Origin of the sequence: Methanosalsum zhilinae DSM 4017, assembly GCF_000217995.1 — an archaeon.
Classification (GTDB): Archaea; Halobacteriota; Methanosarcinia; order Methanosarcinales; family Methanosarcinaceae; genus Methanosalsum; species Methanosalsum zhilinae.
Genome location: NC_015676.1, coordinates 563,882 through 587,572, shown reverse-complemented (window position 1 = coordinate 587,572; position 23,691 = coordinate 563,882). Strand labels below are relative to the sequence as shown.

Annotated in this window: 28 protein-coding genes; 6 read left to right on the top strand and 22 right to left on the bottom strand. The window is 40.0% G+C overall.

Going from position 1 to position 23,691, the window contains the following annotated elements:
* Positions 1 to 21: 21 nt before the first annotated feature.
* From ftsY to MZHIL_RS02710, 11 genes are all read right to left on the bottom strand, one after another.
* Positions 22 to 1,074 carry a signal recognition particle-docking protein FtsY gene (gene ftsY / locus MZHIL_RS02760; RefSeq protein ID WP_013897848.1) on the bottom strand — a complete coding sequence of 351 codons (1,053 nt, stop codon included), beginning with the start codon at positions 1,072 to 1,074 and terminating at the stop codon, positions 22 to 24.
* Between the two features lie 50 nt (positions 1,075 to 1,124).
* On the bottom strand, positions 1,125 to 1,577 hold the full coding sequence (pfdA, locus tag MZHIL_RS02755; protein WP_013897847.1) for a prefoldin subunit alpha: 453 nt from the start codon (positions 1,575 to 1,577) through the stop codon (positions 1,125 to 1,127).
* A 5-nt stretch (positions 1,578 to 1,582) separates the two neighbouring features.
* Positions 1,583 to 1,759: a 50S ribosomal protein L18Ae gene (gene rpl18a, locus MZHIL_RS02750; RefSeq protein WP_013897846.1), complete on the bottom strand. Its 177-nt coding sequence runs from the start codon at positions 1,757 to 1,759 to the stop codon at positions 1,583 to 1,585.
* Positions 1,760 to 1,839: 80 nt separating this feature from the next.
* Entirely contained in the window at positions 1,840 to 2,493 is a 654-nt protein-coding gene (locus tag MZHIL_RS02745; RefSeq protein WP_048815445.1) for a translation initiation factor IF-6, read from the bottom strand.
* Between the two features lie 71 nt (positions 2,494 to 2,564).
* Complete coding sequence (locus MZHIL_RS02740; protein WP_013897844.1) at positions 2,565 to 2,837, bottom strand: 50S ribosomal protein L31e; 273 nt, start codon at positions 2,835 to 2,837, stop codon at positions 2,565 to 2,567.
* Between the two features lie 24 nt (positions 2,838 to 2,861).
* Positions 2,862 to 3,017: a 50S ribosomal protein L39e gene (locus tag MZHIL_RS02735; protein ID WP_013897843.1), complete on the bottom strand. Its 156-nt coding sequence runs from the start codon at positions 3,015 to 3,017 to the stop codon at positions 2,862 to 2,864.
* 124 nt (positions 3,018 to 3,141) lie between these two features.
* Positions 3,142 to 3,738 (bottom strand): alpha hydrolase, encoded by a 597-nt coding sequence (locus tag MZHIL_RS02730; protein WP_013897842.1) that lies wholly within the window; start codon positions 3,736 to 3,738, stop codon positions 3,142 to 3,144.
* A gap of 18 nt (positions 3,739 to 3,756) precedes the next feature.
* Positions 3,757 to 4,110: a DNA-binding protein gene (locus MZHIL_RS02725; RefSeq protein WP_013897841.1), complete on the bottom strand. Its 354-nt coding sequence runs from the start codon at positions 4,108 to 4,110 to the stop codon at positions 3,757 to 3,759.
* Between the two features lie 113 nt (positions 4,111 to 4,223).
* The gene (locus tag MZHIL_RS02720) at positions 4,224 to 4,673 is read right to left on the bottom strand and encodes a 30S ribosomal protein S19e (protein WP_013897840.1); all 450 of its coding nucleotides are present in this window, start codon (positions 4,671 to 4,673) and stop codon (positions 4,224 to 4,226) included.
* Positions 4,674 to 4,854: 181 nt separating this feature from the next.
* Positions 4,855 to 6,126 (bottom strand): adenylosuccinate synthase, encoded by a 1,272-nt coding sequence (locus MZHIL_RS02715; RefSeq protein WP_013897839.1) that lies wholly within the window; start codon positions 6,124 to 6,126, stop codon positions 4,855 to 4,857.
* Between the two features lie 62 nt (positions 6,127 to 6,188).
* On the bottom strand, positions 6,189 to 6,551 hold the full coding sequence (locus MZHIL_RS02710) for a hypothetical protein (protein WP_013897838.1): 363 nt from the start codon (positions 6,549 to 6,551) through the stop codon (positions 6,189 to 6,191).
* Between the two features lie 213 nt (positions 6,552 to 6,764).
* Here MZHIL_RS02710 and MZHIL_RS02705 point away from each other — a divergent pair, with 213 nt between their 5' ends.
* From MZHIL_RS02705 to MZHIL_RS02680, 6 genes are all read left to right on the top strand, one after another.
* Positions 6,765 to 7,820 (top strand): M42 family metallopeptidase, encoded by a 1,056-nt coding sequence (locus MZHIL_RS02705; RefSeq protein WP_013897837.1) that lies wholly within the window; start codon positions 6,765 to 6,767, stop codon positions 7,818 to 7,820.
* Between the two features lie 194 nt (positions 7,821 to 8,014).
* Positions 8,015 to 9,499: a (R)-citramalate synthase gene (locus tag MZHIL_RS02700; RefSeq protein WP_013897836.1), complete on the top strand. Its 1,485-nt coding sequence runs from the start codon at positions 8,015 to 8,017 to the stop codon at positions 9,497 to 9,499.
* Between the two features lie 74 nt (positions 9,500 to 9,573).
* Positions 9,574 to 11,262 carry an acetolactate synthase large subunit gene (locus MZHIL_RS02695; RefSeq protein ID WP_013897835.1) on the top strand — a complete coding sequence of 563 codons (1,689 nt, stop codon included), beginning with the start codon at positions 9,574 to 9,576 and terminating at the stop codon, positions 11,260 to 11,262.
* Positions 11,259 to 11,744, top strand: coding sequence for an acetolactate synthase small subunit (gene ilvN, locus MZHIL_RS02690; RefSeq protein ID WP_013897834.1), 486 nt, complete (start codon positions 11,259 to 11,261; stop codon positions 11,742 to 11,744). Before MZHIL_RS02695 ends, ilvN begins: the two co-directional genes overlap by 4 nt.
* 46 nt (positions 11,745 to 11,790) lie before the next feature.
* Positions 11,791 to 12,798 carry a ketol-acid reductoisomerase gene (gene ilvC / locus MZHIL_RS02685; protein ID WP_013897833.1) on the top strand — a complete coding sequence of 336 codons (1,008 nt, stop codon included), beginning with the start codon at positions 11,791 to 11,793 and terminating at the stop codon, positions 12,796 to 12,798.
* Positions 12,799 to 12,834: 36 nt separating this feature from the next.
* Complete coding sequence (locus MZHIL_RS02680) at positions 12,835 to 13,362, top strand: nitroreductase family protein (protein WP_013897832.1); 528 nt, start codon at positions 12,835 to 12,837, stop codon at positions 13,360 to 13,362.
* Between the two features lie 189 nt (positions 13,363 to 13,551).
* Here the strand turns inward: MZHIL_RS02680 and MZHIL_RS02675 are convergent, their stop codons facing one another.
* From MZHIL_RS02675 to MZHIL_RS02630, 11 genes are all read right to left on the bottom strand, one after another.
* Positions 13,552 to 15,870 carry a DNA topoisomerase gene (locus MZHIL_RS02675; RefSeq protein WP_013897831.1) on the bottom strand — a complete coding sequence of 773 codons (2,319 nt, stop codon included), beginning with the start codon at positions 15,868 to 15,870 and terminating at the stop codon, positions 13,552 to 13,554.
* 61 nt (positions 15,871 to 15,931) lie between these two features.
* Positions 15,932 to 16,651, bottom strand: coding sequence for a cytochrome c biogenesis protein (locus tag MZHIL_RS02670; protein WP_013897830.1), 720 nt, complete (start codon positions 16,649 to 16,651; stop codon positions 15,932 to 15,934).
* A gap of 75 nt (positions 16,652 to 16,726) precedes the next feature.
* Complete coding sequence (locus tag MZHIL_RS02665) at positions 16,727 to 17,401, bottom strand: heme exporter protein CcmB (protein WP_013897829.1); 675 nt, start codon at positions 17,399 to 17,401, stop codon at positions 16,727 to 16,729.
* A gap of 33 nt (positions 17,402 to 17,434) precedes the next feature.
* Positions 17,435 to 18,148 (bottom strand): ABC transporter ATP-binding protein, encoded by a 714-nt coding sequence (locus MZHIL_RS02660; RefSeq protein WP_013897828.1) that lies wholly within the window; start codon positions 18,146 to 18,148, stop codon positions 17,435 to 17,437.
* A gap of 43 nt (positions 18,149 to 18,191) precedes the next feature.
* On the bottom strand, positions 18,192 to 18,842 hold the full coding sequence (phoU, locus tag MZHIL_RS02655) for a phosphate signaling complex protein PhoU (RefSeq protein ID WP_013897827.1): 651 nt from the start codon (positions 18,840 to 18,842) through the stop codon (positions 18,192 to 18,194).
* 4 nt (positions 18,843 to 18,846) lie between these two features.
* A complete protein-coding gene (pstB, locus tag MZHIL_RS02650; protein WP_013897826.1) occupies positions 18,847 to 19,626 on the bottom strand; it encodes a phosphate ABC transporter ATP-binding protein PstB in 780 nt (259 codons plus the stop codon).
* A gap of 36 nt (positions 19,627 to 19,662) precedes the next feature.
* Complete coding sequence (pstA, locus tag MZHIL_RS02645) at positions 19,663 to 20,520, bottom strand: phosphate ABC transporter permease PstA (protein WP_013897825.1); 858 nt, start codon at positions 20,518 to 20,520, stop codon at positions 19,663 to 19,665.
* Positions 20,520 to 20,984, bottom strand: a complete 465-nt coding sequence (locus MZHIL_RS10875; RefSeq protein WP_342626836.1) for a PstC family ABC transporter permease — start codon at positions 20,982 to 20,984, stop codon at positions 20,520 to 20,522. Before MZHIL_RS10875 ends, pstA begins: the two co-directional genes overlap by 1 nt.
* Positions 20,985 to 21,031: 47 nt before the next feature.
* Entirely contained in the window at positions 21,032 to 21,418 is a 387-nt protein-coding gene (locus tag MZHIL_RS10870) for a hypothetical protein (RefSeq protein ID WP_342626835.1), read from the bottom strand.
* Between the two features lie 47 nt (positions 21,419 to 21,465).
* Positions 21,466 to 22,317 (bottom strand): PstS family phosphate ABC transporter substrate-binding protein, encoded by an 852-nt coding sequence (locus MZHIL_RS02635; RefSeq protein WP_013897824.1) that lies wholly within the window; start codon positions 22,315 to 22,317, stop codon positions 21,466 to 21,468.
* Positions 22,318 to 22,467: 150 nt separating this feature from the next.
* The gene (locus MZHIL_RS02630; protein ID WP_157209618.1) at positions 22,468 to 23,667 is read right to left on the bottom strand and encodes a geranylgeranyl reductase family protein; all 1,200 of its coding nucleotides are present in this window, start codon (positions 23,665 to 23,667) and stop codon (positions 22,468 to 22,470) included.
* Between the last annotated feature and the right edge of the window lie 24 nt (positions 23,668 to 23,691).

Genomic DNA, 23,691 nt, shown 5'->3' with positions numbered 1-23,691 from the left:
AAAGCACAATTTCTGAGGAGATCATTCAAACAGTTTATTGACAAACCATTCTGGATCAAATTTTTTCAGGTCATCATAACCCTGACCAATTCCCAGAAACAGGATAGGCTTATTCGTGATATAGGCGATGGATATTGCAGCTCCACCTTTTGCATCAGCGTCTATCTTGGTCAGTATTGAGCCATCTATGGGAACTGCTTCATTGAACTGAGAAGCACGTTCCACAGCATCATTTCCTGCAACAGCTTCATCTACAAAGATAACCAGGTCAGGAGAGCTTATCCTGCATATTTTTTTTAGCTGCGACATCAGATTAACATTTGTGTGAAGTCTGCCGGCAGTATCTGAAAGTATGACATCTGCCTTGTTTGCCTTTGCATATTCAAGCGCATCGTAGATAACTGCTGCAGGGTCTCCGCCTTCCTTATGTTTAATTATTTTCACTTCAACTTTTTTTGAATGAATATCAAGTTGATCAATGGCTCCTGCCCTGAAGGTATCCCCTGCTGCAAGGACAGGAGTATATCCCCTCTTCTTCAGATAATTTGCCATCTTTGCAATGGTTGTGGTCTTACCAGTACCATTTATACCTACAAAGACAATATTTACAGGTTTGTCTGCATTTTCAATGAATTCATCAAAATCAAATATGTTGGCAGACATTATTTTTAGAAGAGCGTTTCTCAGAGCCTGCTCTACCAGTTCATCTGTATTTTTGCCTATACGTTTTCGTGTCCCTACAAGCTCCTGTTTTACAGAGTCAATGATTGCCTCAGAGACTGACATCGCAATATCACTCTCAAGAAGTGCAATCTCCAGTTCCCAGAGAGGGTCTTCAAGGTCATTTTCATCGAGAATGACCTCTCGTTCAAATACCAGAGCCTTAGCCTTCTGAGTTATACCGGCACTTTTTTTTGTTCCGGATGAATCAGGTCTGGATTTATCTATAGTATGCTGCGAAGTATCTTCTTTGAGTAACTCCTCTTCATGTTCCAGAGGTACAGCCTTTTCATCGATCTTATTTCCAAGGCTGCTTTTAAATCCTTTAAGTTTATCCTTAAGTTTGTTGAACACTTGACTCATTCCTCTAAAATAAGCTGAAATACTGAAATAGCGATAATTAATCAATTACCGGAATAGTACCCAGCCTGTTGCTGCTGCTGTTGTTGAGAATACTTCTCAAATTCGGATTCGATTTCCTGTACTTTCTTTGTGATCTGTTCCAGTGAACCTTGCAGCTGTTCAAGGGTTTTTTCAAATTCCTTTTTTCGCAGATTCAGTGATTCAATAGCCTCATCCAGTGATTTTTCCACACTTATTCCAGCACCAATATTTACAACAACTGTATCTGGTTTTGTGAGCCTGGCATGAAGAAATGATTCAGATCCAATAGGAATCATTGTATTTACATCTTCATCTGAATCCTTCAGTTCATTTATTGTATTGATAGCACGAACACAGTCATCCATGTGCATCTGTACAGCACCTATCTGCTGCTGGAGTGTATCTAAGCGGGCTTTATATTCCCGGTGCTGCATTAAAAGATTGCGAGCCTCCTGTTCACTCAGTTGTGACATGAGTATCAGGCCTCTTCTATAGTCTCAATTTTTATCAGATTCCTTTTTAGGCCATGTTTGCTCCCAATTAATGAATAAACTTTTTCACGGGCGTTCTTTTCATTCTGGCTTTCAATTGATTTGGTAAATCTTTCCCAGTTTTTGCCAGCTTTAAATGTTCCTTTGATAACAAAGCTCTTCACGAATAATCACCTGTAGGATTGAATTTTTAATAGATCGATAATGTAAGTTTGATTAATTATATCCGGACATGTTTCCTGATTCAGACAAACCCTAAAAGATCGTCGACCCTTCCCAGTTCATGACCTGTGGTCTGGGAACCTGTCACATATCCGTTGGAATTTGCCAGTATCCCTGATCCAACCATATGTGTACCATAATTCACAGTTCCGGTTCCCACCGGAAGGTCAAAGACTTTTTCAAGATGTGCTATTTCTGAATCAGAAACTCTGGGGTTTACAATCAGTCCTTTGTTTGTAACAACACCAGCCATACCTACTGTCTTGATCCCTGCAATGGTTCCCCTTGAGACATCAACACCAAGTGTACCTGATACAAATTCAACTGCTTTATCCGACAGATCAGGGTGGACAAGTGCAGCGTGATCGTTTGAAAGTACTATATTTCCTATTGCATTTAATTTATGAGGGAGAGGCTTAACAGGAAGGTCAACATCCTTTAGAATATTCTCCCCCATATTTCCCGGAATAAGAAAACCATTTGAGTTTCCACGTATCAGTGCACCTACTACAGTACAGCCGTTTGCAAGTGTTGATATCACCTGTACATCAAGCATTTCTTCCAGAAGCTTACAGTCTTCAGGCTTTGTTCCGGCAGGAACAATAGCTATATCTTCTGTACAGGTGGCAAATACCCCGATCAACGGGCTGTCATATATGTCCATTGTTCGTATCATTGTACTCAGTTTTAGGTCACTTTTTGTTTTAGGTGTATACTGCCCTTCATTTCCAGACTGTAAATACCTGTTTATGCAAGTTCTACCTGAATTTCTCCATCTTCGAACTTTGCAGCCCTTACCCTTACAGAAGAGGGCGGATTCTCCCGTCCCCTTTCCCACATCTTTTCATTGAGGGATTTATCGATCTTAATCTGGGAAGGTTCACTTTTCATATGCCGCACAAGATATTTTTTGATCTCACTTATTGCCCTGTTGGCCCTGTTGGGTTTTGAGGTTCCTTTCACAGCACGAAGAGGAATCGTATATATCTGTTCTGTAACTGCTGCACCTATTTCTGCCATACATCATCACCTTCTGTATCATCTTCATTTCAGCCTGAGGCTGCTTCTTCTCCAGTGTCTTCTCTTTGGATGAGTTACTACACTTCTGTTTGTCTTCACAATAACCCACATTGGAACCCTCTGGTTCTGCATATGTGCTTTTGCAAGTCTGGTTTTCTGTCCTTTGGTATTACGGCTCATAAAAGATCACCTGTCAATAATATGTGTAATTGCAATTAAGAGGTATCTCTAATAACTAAATTCTATTATAAATCTTTAATCTATGCTATTAATTCAGATGTTGCAGTTTTCTACAGCATAAGAACTATTTGATTCTTTCTATAACTTTTGACTGAACATGGGGAGGAAATAATTTTTCAATAGAATCAACCCCATGCCTGAGCTTTATAAGTTCCCTCAGTTCTGCTTCGTAATCAGCTTTGGAGATATCATCACTTAAAGCTTCCCGGATCATCAAATGATTTTTCACCATTTGATTTACAGCATTTCGTCCATATCCCTGCAGAGGACATAAATAGCTCACAGAGAAGCGATCCTCAATGCTCTGTATCTGTGAAGCTGTAAGTACAGGCACTCTATCGTCCCTTCGTGTCCCATCTGCAATGAATTTCATTCCATCCTCCAGAGCAAGAGATTCTATTGCCTTCTGATGTATATAGTTAATAGCATTCTTTGGAAAACCATCTCTCATGATCATTTCATATGCGCTTTCAAGAATTCCAGAATCCATATTGAAAATTCTGTGTGGCAACTCCAGTCTGGATGCCACTTCTGCCGCGATCTCACCTGTAGGAAGTAATGAAAAGTTACACGTAACCAGTTCTACCTCGAAAAAGGGTTCCAGAAGAATAGCTGCCATTGAGCTGTCTTTTCCACCACTGAACAGAACCGAGACTTTCATAGCTCTAAATTAAAATGCTCAAAGATGTGTTATCTTTTGATCCCTTTTTTTTGGCATCATTTTTTGCAGAAGCTGTTTCAATTTTGCATCATCGATCTTCGATTGCAGCCTTCCACTCTGAGCCAGCATAATAAGCTGTGATTCTAGGTGTTCTGCCATTTCTGACCTTGACATCTTCAATCTTGTGAGACGCTCACGCGCTTCAGGAGTCAATATCTGGCGAAGGATTGCCTGTTTTTGGGCCTCCATTTCAGCCTTTGCCTGCTCCTGCTGATACGCAGATTGCATATCTGTATCTGAATACTGAGAATCTTGCTGTTGTTGAAGCTGTTGAAGCCGCTTCTTTCGAATTTCCTCGAGATCATCTTCCATTAGTCTCACCACATAGTAATATTATGTGTTTCATTTTGCCCTTTGTCCGGGAGTCCCGGACATCAGGCACCAAACCAATCATCATTAGAATCTAATTATAACCTGAACTGAATTTAATATTTTGCCAGCTCTGGCATATCCTTTGATAATTCAACCCTGGTTTCATAGGCTGCATTATCTAGCAGAGACTGACCTGCCGGAGATATAATACGACCAGTTTTCAGTTTACGTATATATCCTGCATCTTCAAGTTGCTGAACAGATTTTCTTAATACTGATCCGCTACCTTTCATTTTTTTATAGGGGTTTGCACCTCTGTCCTTCTTCCCGCCATAGACCGATCTGAGCCTTTCAACGCCGATAGGTCCATCCATGTAGACTTTTCTTAATACAGCAGCACACCGTGTATACCACCAATCTTCATCAGCAGGGGGTAATTCTTTATGTACTCCTGTCTTGACATAACCTGCCCATTCTGGGGAGTTGATCTTTTCATTTTCTTTTAATTTTTCTGCAACTTTCTGTATCAGATCTGCTGCAGGAACATCATATGCTGTTGTCATTTTATTCCTCCTGTTATAAGTGCGAATTTAAGCTGGCCAATCAATATAGCCTTTTTCAAATGTTTTTTTGTATAAGTGGTAAAATTCAGCTAATATGCATATGGAATAAGATTGATTAATCTATCGGTTAATATATACTCTTTTCGCACAACACACAAAAATCTAACCTTAAGTCCAGTGCTTATTTTCTGAAAGTCTGATCTCTGCCTGGTCCAACGGAAATGTATTCTATCGGCACACCCATCATCTGTTCCAGCCTGTTAACATATTTTCTGGCAGCTTCAGGTAGATCTTCATAATTGCGTACATTTGTCAGATCACCATTCCATCCAGGAAGATCCTCATATAGAGGAGTACATTCTAAAAGCTGTGATGTAAGTTCTGGAGGATAATCAAATACGGAATCATTATATTCATATCCAGTACATATCCTGATAGGATCTATGTCAGACAGTACATCCAGTTTAGTAAGTGCCATACTGGTATAACCATTAAGATGTATTGCTTTTTTAACCAGCGGCAAATCAAACCATCCGCATCTGCGGGATCTTCCAGTGGTTGTACCAAACTCGCCACCCACGGTTTGTATCTGTGTACCTATATCATCTTTGAGTTCAGTCGGAAGTGGTCCTTCTCCAACACGTGTTATGTAAGCTTTGACTATACCGATCACTTCATCCACCTTTGATGGGCCAACACCTATGTTGGAACATGCAGAGCCAGCTATAGTACTGGAGGATGTAACAAATTTCTGAGTTCCGTGAATCACATCAAGATGTGTGCCCTGAGCACCTTCTGCAAGAACGTTCTTTCCCTCATCAATCGCATTATTGACCTCAAAAGAAACATCTGTAATATAGGACTCAAGTTTTTTTCCAGCTTCAAGATATCTATGGATGACCGCTTCATCAGTTACAATAGATGGATCACCGCCATAACCTGATATAGCATCCTCTTTCTGGGTCGCCAGTTCATTTATCCGTGACATGAACCTGTCTGCATCCACAATATCGGATATCTGAATCTCATCTCTTGCTATTTTATCGATATATGCAAAACCAATTCCTCTCCTGGTGGTTCCTATCTTTTCAGTGCGACGGCTCTCTTGCAGGCCATCAAGTTCTATATGATAGGGCATTATAACACTGGTCTTAGCATCTATACCCAGTTTATCTGGCGTGATCTCAATCCCGGATTTCTTAAGCATTGATATTTCATCCAGCAAAACTTCAGGATTCAGTACAGTACCAGGACCTATAAGAACTCTGGAATTGAACAGAAATCCAGATGGAATCAAATGCAATTTATAGACGTCCTCACCTACTTTAACGGTATGTCCGGCATTGTCTCCCCCCTGAAAACGAACCACAACATCAAATCTTTCCGACATGAGGTCAACAATTTTTCCTTTGCCCTCATCTCCAAATTGGGCGCCTGTTAGAATTGTGAACATGGAAGAATGGATTAACCTTTATATTTAATAATTTTTTGTTTTAGAAAACGGAACAAATGCTTTTAGAGATATTCATCAAAAAGCAGCATCACAGAATCTTCACTGAAGACATCCTCTCCACCTTTTTGAAGGCTGCATCTAAGTACATGCGCCCATCCATATTCAATCAGGGTATAGATTATCTTTTCAGAAATATCCGCATTGATGCTGAATTCAGATTCAAGAAGATACATAGCATCGTGTTTTTTTATTGAATACATGCATTGAAATGATTTTCTGCCACTCTGGCAGCTATCATATCTTACACATTTTCCAACACGATCCCGGTATTTTAGATGGATGCCAAGTCCTTTCCAGGAAAATATATTGTTTCTCCCTTTAATACCATATATGTTTGATTTGGTTCTTTGTGCAAAATGATCCATATACAACCAACCGTTTTTAGTTATTGCAGGTTTTTACCGCACATTTAATAATGCATTATGTTAAGTGGAAGATTATCATTTATTTATACATATACATTTCCAGATTAGTTACTGGCAAATAGATCAGATCTTTTATTAGTAGACTGTTTTACGTATTATTTATTAACAACCAGCCCAATACAACACCACTGAACATACATGAGTTGATAAATAATGAAAGATCTTCAGAAATTATTAGAGAAACTATCCAACACCCATGGTATATCAGGGTATGAAGGCAATGTCAGAACGGTTATGGAAGATGAACTGCGCGAATATGCAGATGAGATACGTACAGACAAAATGGGAAATCTCATAGCAACAAGCTATGGTTCCGGTCCATCGGTAATGATTGCAGCACATATGGATGAGATTGGTCTTATGGTCAAGTACATAGATGAAAACGGATTTTTGAGATTCGTTAAAATCGGAGGATGGTTTGATCCCACTATCCACAGTCAGAGAGTGATTGTCCACACGGTTAACGGACCTGTCAAAGGCGTGGTGGGATGCAAACCACCTCATGTAATGAAAGAGGAAGAGAGAAAAAAACCTCCAAAAGCTGAAGACATGTTTATTGATATTGGAGTGACAAGCAAAGAAGAAGCAGAAAAGCTTGGAGTAGAGGTCGGTTCACCAATTTCAGTTGACAGAGAATTTGCAGCCCTTGAAAACAACCGTGTAACAGGTAAGGCCTTTGACGACAGGGCTGGTGTAGCAATGGTAATTCAGGTAATGAAAGAAATCTCGAGAATGGAACTGAATGTTACGGTCCATGCCGTGGGTACGGTACAGGAAGAAGTCGGCTTAAAAGGTGCAAAAGTATCTGCTTTTGGCCTGAATCCGGATGTTGCCATTATAACTGAAACAACAATTTCAGGAGATTATCCAGGGATTGATAAAAAGGACTCTGCAATTGAGGTAGGGAAGGGACCTGCCATCACCATTGTGGACGCAGCAGGAAGAGGCCTTATTGCAGACCAGGGAGTAATAAAGTGGTTAAAAGAGACTGCCCGACAGCACAATATTCCTTACCAGCTCGATGTAGCAGATGGAGGAACAACCGATGCCACAGCCATACACCTTACAAAAGAAGGGATCCCTTCTGGTGTTGTAAGCGTACCTACAAGATACATCCATTCACCTGTTGAAGTTATCAGCATGGAAGATCTCAGCTCATGTGTGGAACTTGTAGTAAAAGCAATTGAAAATATTGACACTTACCTTTGAATTTACAGCAGTGTATCATATAAATTGGAAAATAGACTGTTCGTGATATAAACAGCACTAAAAAGGAAGTATCCGAACAGTCAACTATCAATGCAATAATGGCATGATGTATCCAGCGGTATGTATCGTTACATATATCTAATATAGTTGTGTCAGAGATAGTACATTCTATATCAATAAAAAAAATGTGAGGGATTATATTATTCCAAAATATACGTTTTCTGGATACTACACTAAGAGATGGTGAGCAAACACCTGGTGTTGCACTCTCAACTGAGGAAAAGCTTCTGATCGCACAAAAGCTGGATGATCTGGGGATATCTACTATTGAAGCCGGATCAGCCATTACTTCCGCAGGAGAAAGAGAATCAATTAAAGCAATAACTGCTGAAGGTCTGAATGCGGAGATATGTAGTTACTGCAGGGTCATGAAACCTGATGTAGATTACGCACTGGAATGTGATGTGGATTCAATACATCTGGTCGTACCTGTATCCGATCTCCATATAAATGTAAAGCTTAGAAAGGACCGTGAAACTGTGCGCCGGATGGCAATGGATGTCACAGAGTATGCAAAGGATCACGGACTGATTGTGGAGTTAAGCGGGGAAGATGCATCCAGAGCAGATCTTGATTTTCTCAAATCCCTCTATACCAGTGGAATTGATGCAGGAGCGGACAGAATATGCTTCTGTGATACTGTAGGTCTGCTGGTTCCTGAAAAAACAGGGACGATATTTAAGGATCTTTCATCCTCCCTCAGTGTACCTGTAGCTATACACTGCCATGATGATTTCGGTCTGGCAGTATCCAACACACTCTCTGCACTAAGAAACGGTGCACAGGAAGCCCATATGACAATAAACGGAATTGGTGAGAGAGCTGGAAATACATCTTTTGAGGAAGTTGTAATGGCTCTTGAATGGCTTTACAGGTACAATACAGGTATAAAGTGTGATGAGATATACAAAGTATCAAGATTGGTAAGCCGCCTGACAGGTATTGCAGTTGCAGTCAACAAGTCACTGGTCGGTGCAAATGCATTCACACATGAAGCAGGGATACATGTTCATGGACTCATTGCAGACACTTCTACATACGAACCTATGAAACCCGAAATGATCGGCAGGCAGAGAAAAGTAGTCCTTGGCAAACATGCAGGTAAAAGCTCCGTGACACTTGCCCTGAAGGAGCTTGGACTTGAAGCAGATGCATCACAACTTAATGAGATTGTATCCAGAGTCAAAGAACTGGGAGACCACGGTAAAAAAATAACAGATTCAGATCTACAGTCCATTGCAGAAACTGTTCTGGAAATATATCGTGAATCGAAAGTAAATCTTGAAGAATTTACAGTGGTTTCCGGAAATAAGATAACCCCTACAGCATCTGTAAAGCTCAGGCTTAATGGTGATAATGTCGTTGAAGCAGGAATTGGTGACGGACCTGTGGATGCTGCAATTAATGCCATCAAAAAAGCAATTGCAGGGGTTGCAGATATTCAACTGGAAGAGTATCATGTAGATGCTATAACCGGTGGCACTGATGCTCTGGTGGAAGTGATTGTCAAATTGTCAAAAGATGGCAGGATGGTAACTTCCAGAGGTGCACGAACAGATATAATCATGGCTTCTGTTGAAGCTGTCTTGAACGGAATAAATCAGCTGATGCAGGAATGATCATTAGTCTGGAACAAATGAGCTTTAAGTTAATTAGATAGGATAATTATAGATAAATTCAAGGGAAGATTAGCATGGGAGATTCAAATAATAAAATGTCAGGTGCTCGTGCTCTTATAGAATGCCTGTATAGAGAAGGTGTTGATACCATATTCGGTTATCCCGGTGGTGCAGTACTCCCAATATATGATGAGTTGTACAATTCAAGTATAAAACATATACTTGTGCGTCACGAGCAGTCCGCTGCACATGCTGCAGACGGATATGCCAGAGCAACAGGAAAAACTGGAGTATGTATTGCAACATCAGGTCCGGGAGCCACAAACCTGGTTACAGGAATCGCTACAGCATACATGGATTCAGTGCCTATTGTTGCTATCACAGGACAGGTCCCAAGCCCCATGATAGGAAACGATGCGTTTCAGGAAGCAAATATTACCGGAATCACCCTTCCAATAACAAAGCACAATTACCTGGTACAGGACGTAGCAGATCTTCCAAGGATAGTCAAAGAAGCATTTCATATAGCTTCAACAGGAAGGCCCGGACCGGTGCTTATAGACCTGCCAAAAGATATCACTACTGATGAAATTGAGTTCTACTATCCTGAAAAGGTGGAGCTTAGAAGCTATAAGCCAACCTACAAAGGTAATATCCAGCAGATCAGGAAAGCTGCAGATGAAATAAACAAATCATCCCAGCCTGTAATATATGCTGGAGGAGGCATTATATGTTCAAATGCAAGTGATGAGCTTCTGGAATTTGCAGAAAAGGGGAGTATTCCGGTCACCACCACACTGACCGGTATGGGAGCATTCCCTGGAGATCACCCTCTATACCTGGGTATGCTTGGAATGCATGGAACAAAATACGCCAATTATGCAATACAGGAAGCAGATCTGCTTATAGCGGTAGGTGTAAGATTTGATGACAGGGTCACAGGTAAAATAGAATCATTTGCACCAAACGCGAAAATAATCCATATTGATATCGATCCTGCAGAAATATCAAAGAATCTGAAAGTAAATATTCCTATTGTAGGCGATGCAAAGTGGGTTCTGAAGGCACTTACAAAAGTAATGGAACAGAACAGTACCCAGAACTGGATAAATAAGATCGATGAATGGAAGAGAAAATATCCACTTCATTACATGACAGATATGTCTCTAAAGCCGCAATATATAATAGAGCAGATACATGAAGCATGCAATGATGCAATCATCGTAACAGAGGTAGGTCAGCACCAGATGTGGGCTGCACAGTATTATAAATACAACCAACCAAGGACTTTTCTGACATCAGGAGGACTTGGTACAATGGGATACGGTTTTCCTGCAGCTATTGGTGCCAAGGTTGGAATGCCGAATAAAACCGTGTTTGACATTGCAGGTGACGGGTCATTCCAGATGAACTCACATGAGCTGGCAACAGTGGTCTCCCATAATATTCCTGTCATAATAGCAATCCTGAACAATGGCTATCTTGGGATGGTCAGACAGTGGCAGGAACTCTTCTTTGGAAGAAGATATTCATCCACATGTATAAGAGACAGCGTGGATTTTGTCAAACTTGCAGAAGCATATGGGGCTCTTGGTATCCGGGTAGATAAACCAGAAGACGTACGCCCTGCAATAGAAAAAGCAATCGCTTCTAAGAGACCCACCTTGATTGATTTTATTGTAGAGTGTGAAGAAAATGTATCTCCAATGGTACCTGCTGGAGCAGCAATCAATGAAATACTGGACCTTGAGGTAAAAAAATGAAGCATACACTGGCAGTTCTGGTAGAAAACAAGCACGGGGTACTTACAAGAGTTGCAGGTTTGTTTTCAAGAAGAGGATATAATATAGACAGTCTTGCAGTTGGAATTACTGAGGATCCAAGTATATCCAGAATGACAATTGTAGTAAGAGGTGATGATCAGGTTCTTGAACAGGTGGTCAAGCAGCTCAATAAGCTCATTGATGTTATTCGTGTCACAGATATCGAATCCGGGGAATCCGTTGGTCGTGAACTTGCATTGATCAAGGTAGCAGCTGATGTAAATAGCAGATCGGAAATAATTCAGATCGTAGATATATTCAGAGCAAGAATAGTAGATGTATCAGCAAAATCCCTGATCATAGAAGTTACAGGTGATGAAGAGAAAATAAAGGCAATTGAAAAGCTATTAAGGCCTTTTGGAATTAAAGAGCTTGCAAGAACAGGCAAAATAGCTCTTACAAGAGGTTCAAAAAAAGTGTGAATTGATTTAATTTATAATTTTATTTTTTATAAGGAGGTAAAAACATATGGTCAAAATGTATTATAATGAAGATGCAGATCTTGATGTATTGAAGGATAAGACGGTAACCGTACTGGGTTATGGTAGTCAGGGGCATGCACAGGCACAGAACCTGCATGATTCAGGAATAAATGTTATTGTGGGTCTTAGAAAGGGAAGTGCACGCTGGAAGCAGGCTGAAAAGGATGGACTTACTGTAAAGACTGTTCCTGAAGCCGTCAAAAGTGCAGATATTATTCAGATATTGCTGCCTGACGAAGTCCAGTCCAGAGTGTATGAAAATGATATCATGCCATATCTGGAATCAGGAAATGCAATTGTCTTCTCCCACGGCTTCAATATTCATTACAATCAGATCATACCTCCAGAAGATGTAGATGTATATATGGTGGCCCCAAAAAGTCCCGGACATCTTGTAAGGCGTACTTTCAAGGAAGGAACCGGAGTTCCTGGCCTGATAGCAATCTACCAGGATGCAACTGGTGATGCCCATAAACTGGCCCTTGCTCATGCAAAAGGAGTCGGATGTACAAGAGCAGGTGTGTTTGAAACAACCTTCCGTGAAGAAACTGAAACTGATCTGTTTGGAGAGCAGGTTGATCTGTGTGGTGGAGTTGCGTCTCTTATCAAGATGTCATTTGAGGTACTTGTGGAAGCTGGTTATAAACCGGAAATGGCATATTTTGAAACCCTCCACGAATTAAAGCTTATTGTGGACCTGATTCATGAAGGCGGGCTCGAAAAAATGTGGTACTCAGTATCCAACACAGCAGAATACGGCGGCCTTACAGTTGGTCCAAAGGTGATCAATGAACTATCCCGTGAAGCTATGTATGAGGCACTGGAAAGAATCCAGAATGGAGAATTTGCCAGAGAATTCGTTCTTGAAGGAAAGGTTAACAACCCGGTATTAACTTCAATGGAGAGACAGGAACGCGAACATCCAATTGAACTGGTTGGAAAAGACCTGCGGGCTAAAATGCCGTGGCTTAACAGTGAACTTAATGAAGACTGATGGGATATCTGCTATAACCTAGAGGATGTGCTGAAATTGACCGGAACAATTGATACAATCCTGTCAAGAAGAAGTGTCAGAGAATTCAAGGAAAAAGAAATAGATGATGTAGTCGTAGAGCAGATACTTGAAGCTGGCAGGTGGGCACCTTCAGGGCTGAACAATCAGCCCTGGAGATTCATGGTAATAAAAAGCAATAATACGATCGAAAAGCTTTCAAAGTTAACACATTATACTGATGTTGTAAAGAATGCACCTCTTTTAATAGCCATTTTCCTTGATCAGGATTCAAGCTATAATTATGTGAAAGATGTGCAGGCAATAGGTGCTGCTATCCAGAATATGCTCCTTGCTTCTGTTGAACTGGGAACAGGCTCAGTCTGGCTTGGTGAAATACTTAACCAGAAGGAGAAGGTCAATGAGGTTCTGGATGCTCCTTCATCACTGGAATTGATGGCTATAATTGCCATAGGTTATCCAGTTGAAAAAGACCGTACCTCTGCAAGAAAGCCTCTTGAGGAGCTGGTTTACTATGAAAAATATTCTCTGAAAAAGAATGAATGAATTCTTGTAATATGTATTTAAGACGAAGAGACAATGATGGGTTGGGTGTAGGAGGTAAAGAAGGGATTTTGCTCTTTTATGGGTGTAAAAAAGGCTTATCAGACTCATAAGTCCCTTCGTCTTTATACGAACAATATTATGACGTATAAATATATAAATCCATCGCTAATATAACTGATAAAACATATTTTAACATTTATTGTATCTTTTTTTACATTTCCTGTTAATACAAATAACAAGTGCGTCCTTTTTCATTTCTTTAACTCTGAGGATATTCCATCCACAGTTCTCACACTTATCCTCATTTATGGTAAGCCTGCCTTTATCCGGCAGAGATTGAGTATAGCCACATCTCTTAGTACACCCAAGAAAACGTGATTTTTCCGTCTGTATCACAAACATACTCCCATCACATTCAGGACAATCCCCTATAATTTCAGGAGGAAAGCACTCTTTTTCAAACTCACATGTAAAACATGGTCCAATACCAACTGCCCAGTGGTATTTTTTACCAACCTTTATGACTGCAGCGCCACCCCTCCTGCATTCACTGCTTCTAAGAATTGACAATGCACCCTTTCTAGGAAGAGGGTATGTATTTTTGCATTGGGGATAGCCAGTACACCCTACAAACCTCCCATTATCTGTCTTTATTATTTTCAATATTCTGTTGCACTGGGAACAATATCCTATGAAATTTTTTTTGTCTTCCTGTGCAGCTTCATCAGATATGGCTGCAACTACCTTGCTTGCCAGCCTGTCTTTACCTTCACTAAGACAAGAGTACATCTTTTTAATCAGATCTGTCCCTTCAAGAACAGCAGAATCAATATCCATATTCCCGGATTCAACATCCTGTATGAGTGATTCAATACGTGCACGTACTTCCGGTTTAATGACAGAGGGAACGGATTCATTTAATGCATCCATTAAAACAAAACCCCGGTCCATAATAGATACGGTCTTACCCCTGTTTTCAAAATAGCCTCTTTTTTTATTTGTTTCTATATGTCCAGAAGCTGTTGCCTTGGTTCCAATTCCATTATGTTCCATCAATGTCAGAAGTTCAGCTTCGGTCAGCTTTTTTGGAGGAGTGGTCTGGGACATATTGCATGATATTTCCTCAATATTTACACCATCACCCATTTGAAGGCGGGGTAGTAGTTTATCACTGCTTTTCTCAAAAGGATATACCTGCATCCATCCGGCATCCTTCATAACAGAACCCTTTGAATCAAATATCTCATCTTTTACAAGAACAGCTAGATGGGTTTTTTCAAAAATTGCCGGAGGCATGAGATTTGCAAAAAAATGGCGCACAATAAGATCATATATATTCCAGTAATCAGGATTCTCAGATAGTTTCATGACATCCTTCTTTGATGCGGACTTTATTGGATATATCGGAGGATGGTCATGAGAATCTTTTTTTCCGTTTTTTGGATGGATATCACCCGGGAGAAGTGATACACAATCATTGTAATGTCCATTCCTGAACTCATCAATAATTTCTGCGAATTTAAATTCCTTGCTGTACTTATTTGTTTCTGTCCTGGGATAACTGATAAATCCTGCAAGATAAAGGTCTTCAGCTATCTTCAGTGTATTTTCAGGACTGATTCCCAGAAAATTAGATCCTCTTTTGAGAAGTTCATTTGTATTAAGCGGGTTTGGGGGATTAACAGAGGATTCCTTTACATTCCTCTCACATATTGATCCACTGCTACAGTCTTTGATCTTCCTATAAACGCTCATTGCTTCATCTTTGTTAAAGATCTTTCCTTTCCTGTGGGACCCTGGAAAATTGGTTTCTCCTGAATTAAAGAGAGCTTCTATCTTCCAGAAATCAGTGGGTTTGAAATCTCTGATGGTGCGCTCCCTTTCATAAACAAAGCCACATGTTGGACTCTGACAGGGACCAACAGAAAGTATCTTTTTTGTCCTTACATATTCCCTGACAGAAAGTGTTATAAAACGGGTAAATGCAACTCCCATTTTCAAATCCAGAATCTGGCGTGCTTCAGCAGCCATTGCCATATTTACATCCGGTTCAACAAGTGAATTGAAGGCCCTGTTAATCTCTTCCGGAGAAAGTGAAGAAAATTTTGCCCTTTTAAAAGAAACATCTGACACCTTTGAGGCAATATCCTTAGCTTCAAAACCTATGTTTTCACCTTCCCTATCATAGTCACACGCAAGGATTATTTCTGAAGCTTCGTTTGCAAGCTTTCTGATAACACTAGCATATTCCTCCTTTAATACCTTTTTTTCAGGTTCTATATCCAGTAAAGTTCCAGGATCAACAGCTCTCCAGTCTTTGTAGGCAGAAGGGTAATCATAGCCCATAATATGTCCTGCCAACCCCATGATCTTCCATGATTGGTTTCCGGAACTAAATTCATAAACAGGAATACTCTCAATCCTGATACGCTTATATTTTCCATTACTTAGTATCCGGGCTATCTGCTCAGCAGCCCTGTTCTTCTCAGTGATTACAACCGTTGTCATATGTACACGCAAATATATATTAATTCGAATATGTCAATCAACACTTCTTCAAAACCCGGGATTATGCCATTTTAAGATCGTACTTGAGATCGTATATCTCATCCTTGATTTTTTCAATTTCATATCTGTACAGCAAAATACCTGCAAATAACAGCAAAAAAGCAGCAAAACTGATCAGAAGTGTAATTATGATTGAAGTACCCTCAAGGCCTCCACCAGATGTCCCATAAAATGTATCACCAAACATTACAGGATGAACAGATCTCCATAATCTAATTGAAAGGAAGCTGAGTGGCACTGATATAAACCCAACGATGCCAAAAATAGCAGATAGGCGTGCACTTTTAGCACTTTCATCTATGGATTGTCTGACAGTAAGATATGCAACATAAACTAAAAACAATACAAGTGATGTGGTGAGCCTCGGTTCCCATACCCAGTACCATCCCCACGCGGCTCTGGCCCATATAGACCCTGTAACAAGTACCAGGAAAGCGAACAGTACACCCACTTCAGCTGCAGATACTGCCAGATGATCCCATTTTTTACAGGAAGTCGACAGATACAGTATGCTTGAAATAAACACAACCAGAAATGAAATATAAGAAATTATTGCAATAGGTAGATGAATGAAAAAAATATTAAAACTTTTATCCAGCAGCTGACCTGTATCATCATACATTGTAGGAGAATAATAAAAAATCATAGCAATTAAGCTGATCATTGATAATAGGATTAAAGGCAGCAGTATTCTCTGGATATTTGACTTCATAGAACTCATTTGATAGTGGACCTTTGGTTTATATAATTTTGTGCTATCACGGTCATATTGATTAATAAGCCTTCTGCTAATCGGTCATTCCTGAATAGTATATTCAAACAGAATTCTAGATATTACATAGAATATTATTACATATACCCCAAGCAGCCTCAATTCATCAATAATATCTGATATTGAACCACCTGCAAGTATTTTACCAGTAGATATAACAGCAGGGATTATCACAGGAATTATGAGGGGAAATAGTAACACAGGTAGCAACAATTCACCACTTCTACTGTTGATCGTAATAGCAGAGAGAAGGAGGCCAACACAGACAATACCGGCCGTTCCCAGAAAAATGATCAAAGCAAGCTCAGGCACTCCCTGTATAGTATAGTTAAACATTATTGAAAACAGGGGAATGACAATCATCTCAACAAGAAAAAGAAGTATTATTGTAGAGAGCATTTTGCCTGTATAAATTGCACCTGTATCTACAGGGCACATTCTCAGTCCATCAATACACCTGTTTTTAATCTCATCTGAAAAAGAGCGAGATATTGCAATAACTGCAATGAATGCAAATGATATCCACAAAACTCCAGGTGCCAGCTGTTCAATAATTTCCATGTTTCCTATAAGGTCACTAAATGAAATACCAAATATTACAATGACAATCAGTGAAAATACGATCATCGAATTGAGCATCTGTTTTGTGCGAAATTCAGACCTCAGATCTTTAATGGCAATATGAAAACTTTTTAGCATAAAAGCTACTCCAGAATATATTCAGTATCACAATCAAAAACCTAAAATTTCTCTGTATATCAGTTCAAACTCTTCAACATCGCAGATATCCGCTTTCTGGCGGTCAAATACTATTTTCCCGTTTTGAATTATTACAGCTCTGGTGCATAATTTAAAACCATTCTCAATATTATGGGATGCCATGACCTTTACCTTGATATTCTCATCTCTTATTACAAGATCATTGAATATTTCTGTAGCTTCAGGGTCAAGACCAGAATATGGTTCATCAAGAAGAAGAACTGGGGGACTGTGAATAAGTGCCCTTGCAATTGAAAGTCTCTGTTTCATTCCCTTTGAGAAGGTTGCCACTCTATCCCGCATACGCATATCAAGGCCTGAATCACTTATAAGCTGATTAACCCTGCTCTTGAGTAAATCTTCATCAACTTCAAACATTCTACCATAAAACAGTAGATTCTCCTCAGCTGTAAGGCTATCATAAAGAAATGTATCATGAGATACAAGACCAATTGATCTTCGCACATCCACTGAATGCTTATGTACTTCACGCCCTTCTATAGAAACAGTGCCTTTTGTGGGTTCTGTGAGTGTTGCTATTGTCTTGATCAGAGTGGTCTTTCCAGCACCATTTGGACCAAATATAACAACAAACTCTCCGCTGGACACTTCCATATTGATGTTACTTAAGACGGGGCTTCCACCAAAGGTCTTATACAACCCTTTTACGGATACGATCGAATTCATCTTAATGTATGTTACCTTCTCATCTCATTTATAAAAAGTGGATTCAGTTAAGTTCCACTCTTTCACCATTGACCATGTATATAACACTCTGACATATATTACATGCATGATCCCCGATTCTTTCAAGGTACCTTATAACAAAAAGAAGATTGGATGCATTGATGATTATGCTCTGATCTTCTGCCATCATCTCTATAAGTTCCATCCATACCGAGTAGAACAATCTATCGATCTTATCATCTTCTTTTGCAGTTCTTCTTGCAAGTTCAATATCTGAGGTTTCAAATGCCCTCATTGAATCCCTGAGCATAGAAACAGCTATATCTCCCATCTTTTTCGTATCGACCAGTGGCTTAATGTGACCATTCTCAATTCTTTCAACAAGCTGTGCTATATTGACTGCAAGATCACTCATTCTTTCAAGATCCAGAGATATCTTGATACATGAAGTTATCAGTCTCAGGTCACCAGCCATTGGTTGCTGCAGAGCAATTAATCTAAAAGCTGAGCTTTCAACCTCAACCTCTTTTTCATCAACCAGATCATCCATTTCAATGGTGTACCTGGCAAGCTCAGAATCAAGATCTATAAAGGCCTTCATTCCATTCTGAATGAGCTGGCTTGAAATATCCCCCATATCAACAATATTCTGTTTCAAATAAAAAAGTTCTTTTTCATATCTTTCTCTCACCATTCAATCACCCAAATCTTCCGGTAATATAATCTTCTGTACTCTTTTCCTGCGGATTTTCAAAAATCTGTTCAGTATCTCCGTACTCGACCAATTCTCCCAGCAGGAAGTAAGCAGTGTAATCAGATATCCTTGCAGCTTGCTGCATGTTATGAGTCACTATAACTATAGTATACTCATTTTTTAAATCCATTATCAATTCTTCGATCTTGGCTGTTGATATCGGGTCAAGAGCACTGCATGGTTCATCGAAGAGTATTATTTCAGGTTTTACCGCAAGTGTACGGGCTATACATAATCTCTGCTGCTGGCCACCACTTAAATCCAGAGCTGATTTATTTAAGCGATCAGATACCTCATCCCACAGAGCTGCCGATTTGAGCGCTTCTTCAGTAATAGATTCCAGTCTCTTTTTATTTTTTTCTCCGTGTATCCGGGGACCATAAGATATGTTGTCACCAATCGACATAGGAAAAGGATTGGGCTTTTGAAATACCATCCCGACTCTCTTTCTAAGTTCTACAACATCAACGTTATCATCATATATGTTCTCGCCATCAACAAGCACTTCACCCTCAATCCTACATGAGCGTATCAGATCATTCATCCTGTTCAGGCACCTGATGAATGTGGATTTACCACATCCTGACGGACCAATCAGAGAAGTTACTTTGTTTCTGGGAATATCAATTGAAATATCTTTTAGTGCATGGCTGGTACCATACCAGAGATTCAAATCACTTATCTGAATTGCTATATCAGAATCTTTAATCAGTCTTTCAGTCATTACTTTACCTCAGATAAAACGCCTGTTTTTAGCTATTTATAATCTCAATTTCTTCCTGTAATGTCTTCTAATAAGGATAGCAATGGAATTCACTCCAAGAACTATAAGCAACAGGACCATTGCTGTGCCATACTGGATATGTCTTGTTCCGGTTATATCAAGGCCGGATGTTGCCAGTACATATAAGTGATAGGGAAGTGCCATGAATTGATCAAATATTGAATTGGGTACACGGGGAAGGAAATAGGCTGCACCTGTAAACAGGATAGGAGCTGTTTCTCCTGCAACCCTTCCTATGCTCAATATTGATCCAGTAACTATACCAGGCAGCGCCGCAGGTAAAACTATGTTCTTAACAGTTTGCCATTGAGTGATACCAAGAGCAAGGGATGCTTGCCTGTATTCCATTGGAACTGCTAGCAATGCTTCCTGGCTCGAACGTATAATTACAGGTATCACAAGTATGGCCAATGTCAATGATGCCGCAATCACCGACGGACCAAAACCAAAATACCTTACAAACAAAGCCAGTCCAAATAATCCAAAAACTACAGAAGGTGTACCTGCTAGATTATTTATTGCCATCTCTACTGTCCATTTAAATCTGCCTGGTTTCGAATATTCATTAAGATACACTGCAGCCAGGATTCCCAGGGGCAAAGCCGCCAGCATTGAGCCGATTATAAGTGCAATGGTACCTACAATCGCAGGAAAAATTCCACCTTCGGTCATCCTGCTTCTGGGCATTTCAGTCAAAAAGCTCCAGCTGAGTGCAGTGTAACCATTGGATATAATATAATAAAGAATAACAGTTACAGCAAAAATCACGACACTGATGGAAATTCCTATGAGAGCAAATGCAATTTTTTCAGAGATTCTTGGATCCAAACGCATCAGGAACCCTCCAGTTTAAACCGGTATTTTTGTTTTATCAGGTCTGCAATAAGGTTGATCAGAAATGTCATTATAAACAGTACTGAACCCACTGCAAATAATGCATGATAATGCTCACTTCCCATTGGCACCTCTCCCATCTCAAGAGCGATTGTCGCAGTCATTGTTCTGACCGACTCAACGATACCCTCAGGCATACCCGGAATTACTGCAGCATTGCCTGTGACCATCATCACTGTCATTGTCTCTCCGATTGCCCTGCCCATTCCAAGCATCACAGCTGCAGAAATACCTGAAAGTGCTGCAGGCAGTACTACTTTATATATTGTCTGCCATCTGGTAGCTCCCATAGCAAGAGATCCTTCTCTCATAGATGTGGGGATGGAACTTATCGCATCCTCAGATATTGAGATGATTGTAGGAAGTGCCATTATTGCAAGCATGATGGAACCTGTAAGGGCCACCTGGCCAGTCGGAAGATCCAGCAGGTTCTGAATATATGGTGCAAGTACTACAAGACCAAAAAACCATATACCACAGAAGGTATTCCGGCCAGAATTTCAACAAAAGGTTTTAAAAAATCGGCAATTTTTGGATTCGCAATCTCTGAAATGTAGATCGCCGATGTAATTCCAAGAGGAACCGATATGCAGATAGCTCCAAAAGTTACCACCAGTGATCCAAGAAGAAGCGGAAGAAGTCCATAAAGGGGTGGTTCAGATGTCGGATACCAGAATGATCCAGAAATAAAGTCAATTAAGGATTCGGTTCTGAAAAGAATAAGTGCGTCCCTGAAAAGGAATAGACATATCAGGAAAAGGATAATAATAGTAATGGAACCTACAATAAAAAGTGTTGATTCAAGTAATCTTTCTTTATGCTGCCTTTTAAAAACCATGTTATCTCCTTTTAACAGACTTGTTACGGTTTAAATCATAATCAACCTTATTCTACACGAAAATACCCAATTTCTGACACCAGGTCCTGACCTTCATCACTCAGGAGAAAATCTATAAACTGCACTGTAACTCCCGATGCATCATCACGACTATAATAGTAAAGAGGTCTTGCAAGAGGGTATTCCCGATCCTCAATTGTAGCAGGGGTGGGAGCAACAGGGCCATTACCTGTATCTAGAGCCAGAGTTTTGACTCTGTCGGTTGCATATGCAAAACCAATATATCCTATGGATCCTCTGTTCTGAGATACTTCCTGTACAACACCTCCGGTCGCAGACATGGATAATGCATCTGGACGGAAATTATCGTTTTTTAGCACTTCACTCCTGAAGTACTGATAGGTTCCTGAGCTGCTGTCACGGGTTATTGCACTGATTCTGCGGTCCTCGCCTCCTACATCTTTCCAGTTGCTGATGGAACCATTATATATTCCACGGAGTTCTTCAAGGCTTAAATGAGATACTTCGTTCTCCGGATTTACAATAACTACAATACCATCCAGAGCAACAATGTGTTCTACAGGGGTTACTCCTTTATTTTTTGCTTCTTCGATCTCTGATTCCCTCATTTCTCTTGATGACATGGCCACCTGAATCTCACCATCAATAAGTGCTGCAATTCCAACACCAGACCCGCCTCCAGCTACAGAAACTGTCAGGTCCGGATTTTTTAGCATGAATTCTTCAGCTGCAAATTGAGTAAGTGGCAGAACAGTGTCTGATCCTTTTATCATCATCCGGGTATCATCATCCGGGCGTTCCAGGCAGCCAGGGAGGAAAAAGGTAGTCAACATAACAAGAATAATTATCAATACAGGTAATTTTTGTGGCTTTATCATTAACATCAAACCTGAAACATAAGTCACGGATCAGTTAGACTTCTAACATAAAGAGTTGTATTTAATTATTTTCATTATATTCTCTATAGAGATATATAGAGTATTTAGAGAGAACACAATTCCAGATTATCATTGTTAGGCCATGGACACTTAAAGAACAGCACGAATAACTGACTTTAAAGGACCCATCAAATGAAATGAATTACGCAGGGTAAGCATTTCTTTAACAAGTATAGAAGGTTTATCAATATCTCCATATTGTGATATCATTTTTTTCATATGTACATTATCCATTGACCGGAGTAGATTATTCCAATCATCATCTGAGAATTTTTCTGCCAGTTCATGTAATTTCATTCCCATCTCAAGTTCCGGGCCAATTTTTTTGCGCCATTTTTGTTCATACTGACAAAGATAGTCCGAGCTGGTATCTTCATCTGAAACAGAATCAGCTGCAACCTTTCCTGCAATTTTTGCACATATAGCACCGGGATAAATACCTCCACCTGATGTGGGTTTTACCTGCCCTGCTGCATCACCTACAACAAGAACCCCATCCGATACGGTTCTTTTGAGAGGACCCAAAGGTATTCCCCCAATTGCAACATCCAGTAAAGAATCACCATGCCTGCCAATGACATTGGGATTTGAATTTAGAAAAGATCTCAGATATTCAAGTGCATTTGGTGATTCGATGCCGTTTACACCAAGACCTATTCGGGATATGTTTTGGTTTACTGGAACGGTCCATGCAAAAAAACCAGGAGCCACAGAACCGGGAAATACTTCTACAAAATTGCTGTTTTTTGATCTATAAGGCGTTTCTATCTGAATCCCTGAAATGATCTCTTTTACATTGCCAAGGCCTGCTATTTTAGCAACCTTTGATTTGATTCCATCTGCTCCAATAACCATACGTGTTTTTATTTTCTTTTTTATCCCATTATGAAGTACTATCAGTTCCTGGTGATCATTACACCAGATAATGTTTACCAGTTTTGTTCTCAAAGAAACGTCAACGCCTGCATCAATAGCATCAGAAAACAGTTTTTTATCGAGTGCTTTTCTTGAAACTACATAGGCCTTTGCACTTTTGCCATCAATATCAAAGCATTGACCTGATGGAGAATAAACAAAAGTACCACTGATTTCATTGAGAATAAAATCATTGCATGGGTCAAGATCACACTCAGAAATGGCACGTGTACCCAGCAGGCCGGTACATTCTACAGGAGAACCAATTGCTGCATGTTCTTCTATTAGAAGGACATTTGCCCCGTTTAGAGCTGCATATTTTGCAGCAATGCTTCCTGCCGGTCCGGCACCAGCTACTACCATATCATATTCCACTAAACCAGCCACCTTGATTGATTC

Bases quoted from the DNA above. Each gene is read 5' to 3' on its own strand.
- MZHIL_RS02710 (WP_013897838.1), bottom strand. From the start codon at position 6,551: ATGGATCATTTTGCACAAAGAACCAAATCAAACATATATGGTATTAAA.
- MZHIL_RS02735 (WP_013897843.1), bottom strand. From the start codon at position 3,017: ATGAGCCGTAATACCAAAGGACAGAAAACCAGACTTGCAAAAGCACAT.
- MZHIL_RS02725 (WP_013897841.1), bottom strand. From the start codon at position 4,110: ATGGAAGATGATCTCGAGGAAATTCGAAAGAAGCGGCTTCAACAGCTT.
- MZHIL_RS02635 (WP_013897824.1), bottom strand. From the start codon at position 22,317: ATGATAAAGCCACAAAAATTACCTGTATTGATAATTATTCTTGTTATG.
- MZHIL_RS02675 (WP_013897831.1), bottom strand. From the start codon at position 15,870: ATGACAACGGTTGTAATCACTGAGAAGAACAGGGCTGCTGAGCAGATA.
- MZHIL_RS02665 (WP_013897829.1), bottom strand. From the start codon at position 17,401: ATGCTAAAAAGTTTTCATATTGCCATTAAAGATCTGAGGTCTGAATTT.
- MZHIL_RS02745 (WP_048815445.1), bottom strand. From the start codon at position 2,493: ATGATACGAACAATGGACATATATGACAGCCCGTTGATCGGGGTATTT.
- pfdA (WP_013897847.1), bottom strand. From the start codon at position 1,577: ATGTCACAACTGAGTGAACAGGAGGCTCGCAATCTTTTAATGCAGCAC.
- pstA (WP_013897825.1), bottom strand. From the start codon at position 20,520: ATGCGTTTGGATCCAAGAATCTCTGAAAAAATTGCATTTGCTCTCATA.
- MZHIL_RS10870 (WP_342626835.1), bottom strand. From the start codon at position 21,418: ATGGTTTTTAAAAGGCAGCATAAAGAAAGATTACTTGAATCAACACTT.
- MZHIL_RS02705 (WP_013897837.1), top strand. From the start codon at position 6,765: ATGAAAGATCTTCAGAAATTATTAGAGAAACTATCCAACACCCATGGT.
- ilvC (WP_013897833.1), top strand. From the start codon at position 11,791: ATGGTCAAAATGTATTATAATGAAGATGCAGATCTTGATGTATTGAAG.
- pstB (WP_013897826.1), bottom strand. From the start codon at position 19,626: ATGACTGAAAGACTGATTAAAGATTCTGATATAGCAATTCAGATAAGT.
- MZHIL_RS02670 (WP_013897830.1), bottom strand. From the start codon at position 16,651: ATGAGTTCTATGAAGTCAAATATCCAGAGAATACTGCTGCCTTTAATC.
- MZHIL_RS02660 (WP_013897828.1), bottom strand. From the start codon at position 18,148: ATGAATTCGATCGTATCCGTAAAAGGGTTGTATAAGACCTTTGGTGGA.
- MZHIL_RS02715 (WP_013897839.1), bottom strand. From the start codon at position 6,126: ATGTTCACAATTCTAACAGGCGCCCAATTTGGAGATGAGGGCAAAGGA.
- MZHIL_RS02720 (WP_013897840.1), bottom strand. From the start codon at position 4,673: ATGACAACAGCATATGATGTTCCTGCAGCAGATCTGATACAGAAAGTT.
- MZHIL_RS02740 (WP_013897844.1), bottom strand. From the start codon at position 2,837: ATGGCAGAAATAGGTGCAGCAGTTACAGAACAGATATATACGATTCCT.
- MZHIL_RS02695 (WP_013897835.1), top strand. From the start codon at position 9,574: ATGGGAGATTCAAATAATAAAATGTCAGGTGCTCGTGCTCTTATAGAA.
- phoU (WP_013897827.1), bottom strand. From the start codon at position 18,842: ATGGTGAGAGAAAGATATGAAAAAGAACTTTTTTATTTGAAACAGAAT.
- ilvN (WP_013897834.1), top strand. From the start codon at position 11,259: ATGAAGCATACACTGGCAGTTCTGGTAGAAAACAAGCACGGGGTACTT.
- MZHIL_RS02730 (WP_013897842.1), bottom strand. From the start codon at position 3,738: ATGAAAGTCTCGGTTCTGTTCAGTGGTGGAAAAGACAGCTCAATGGCA.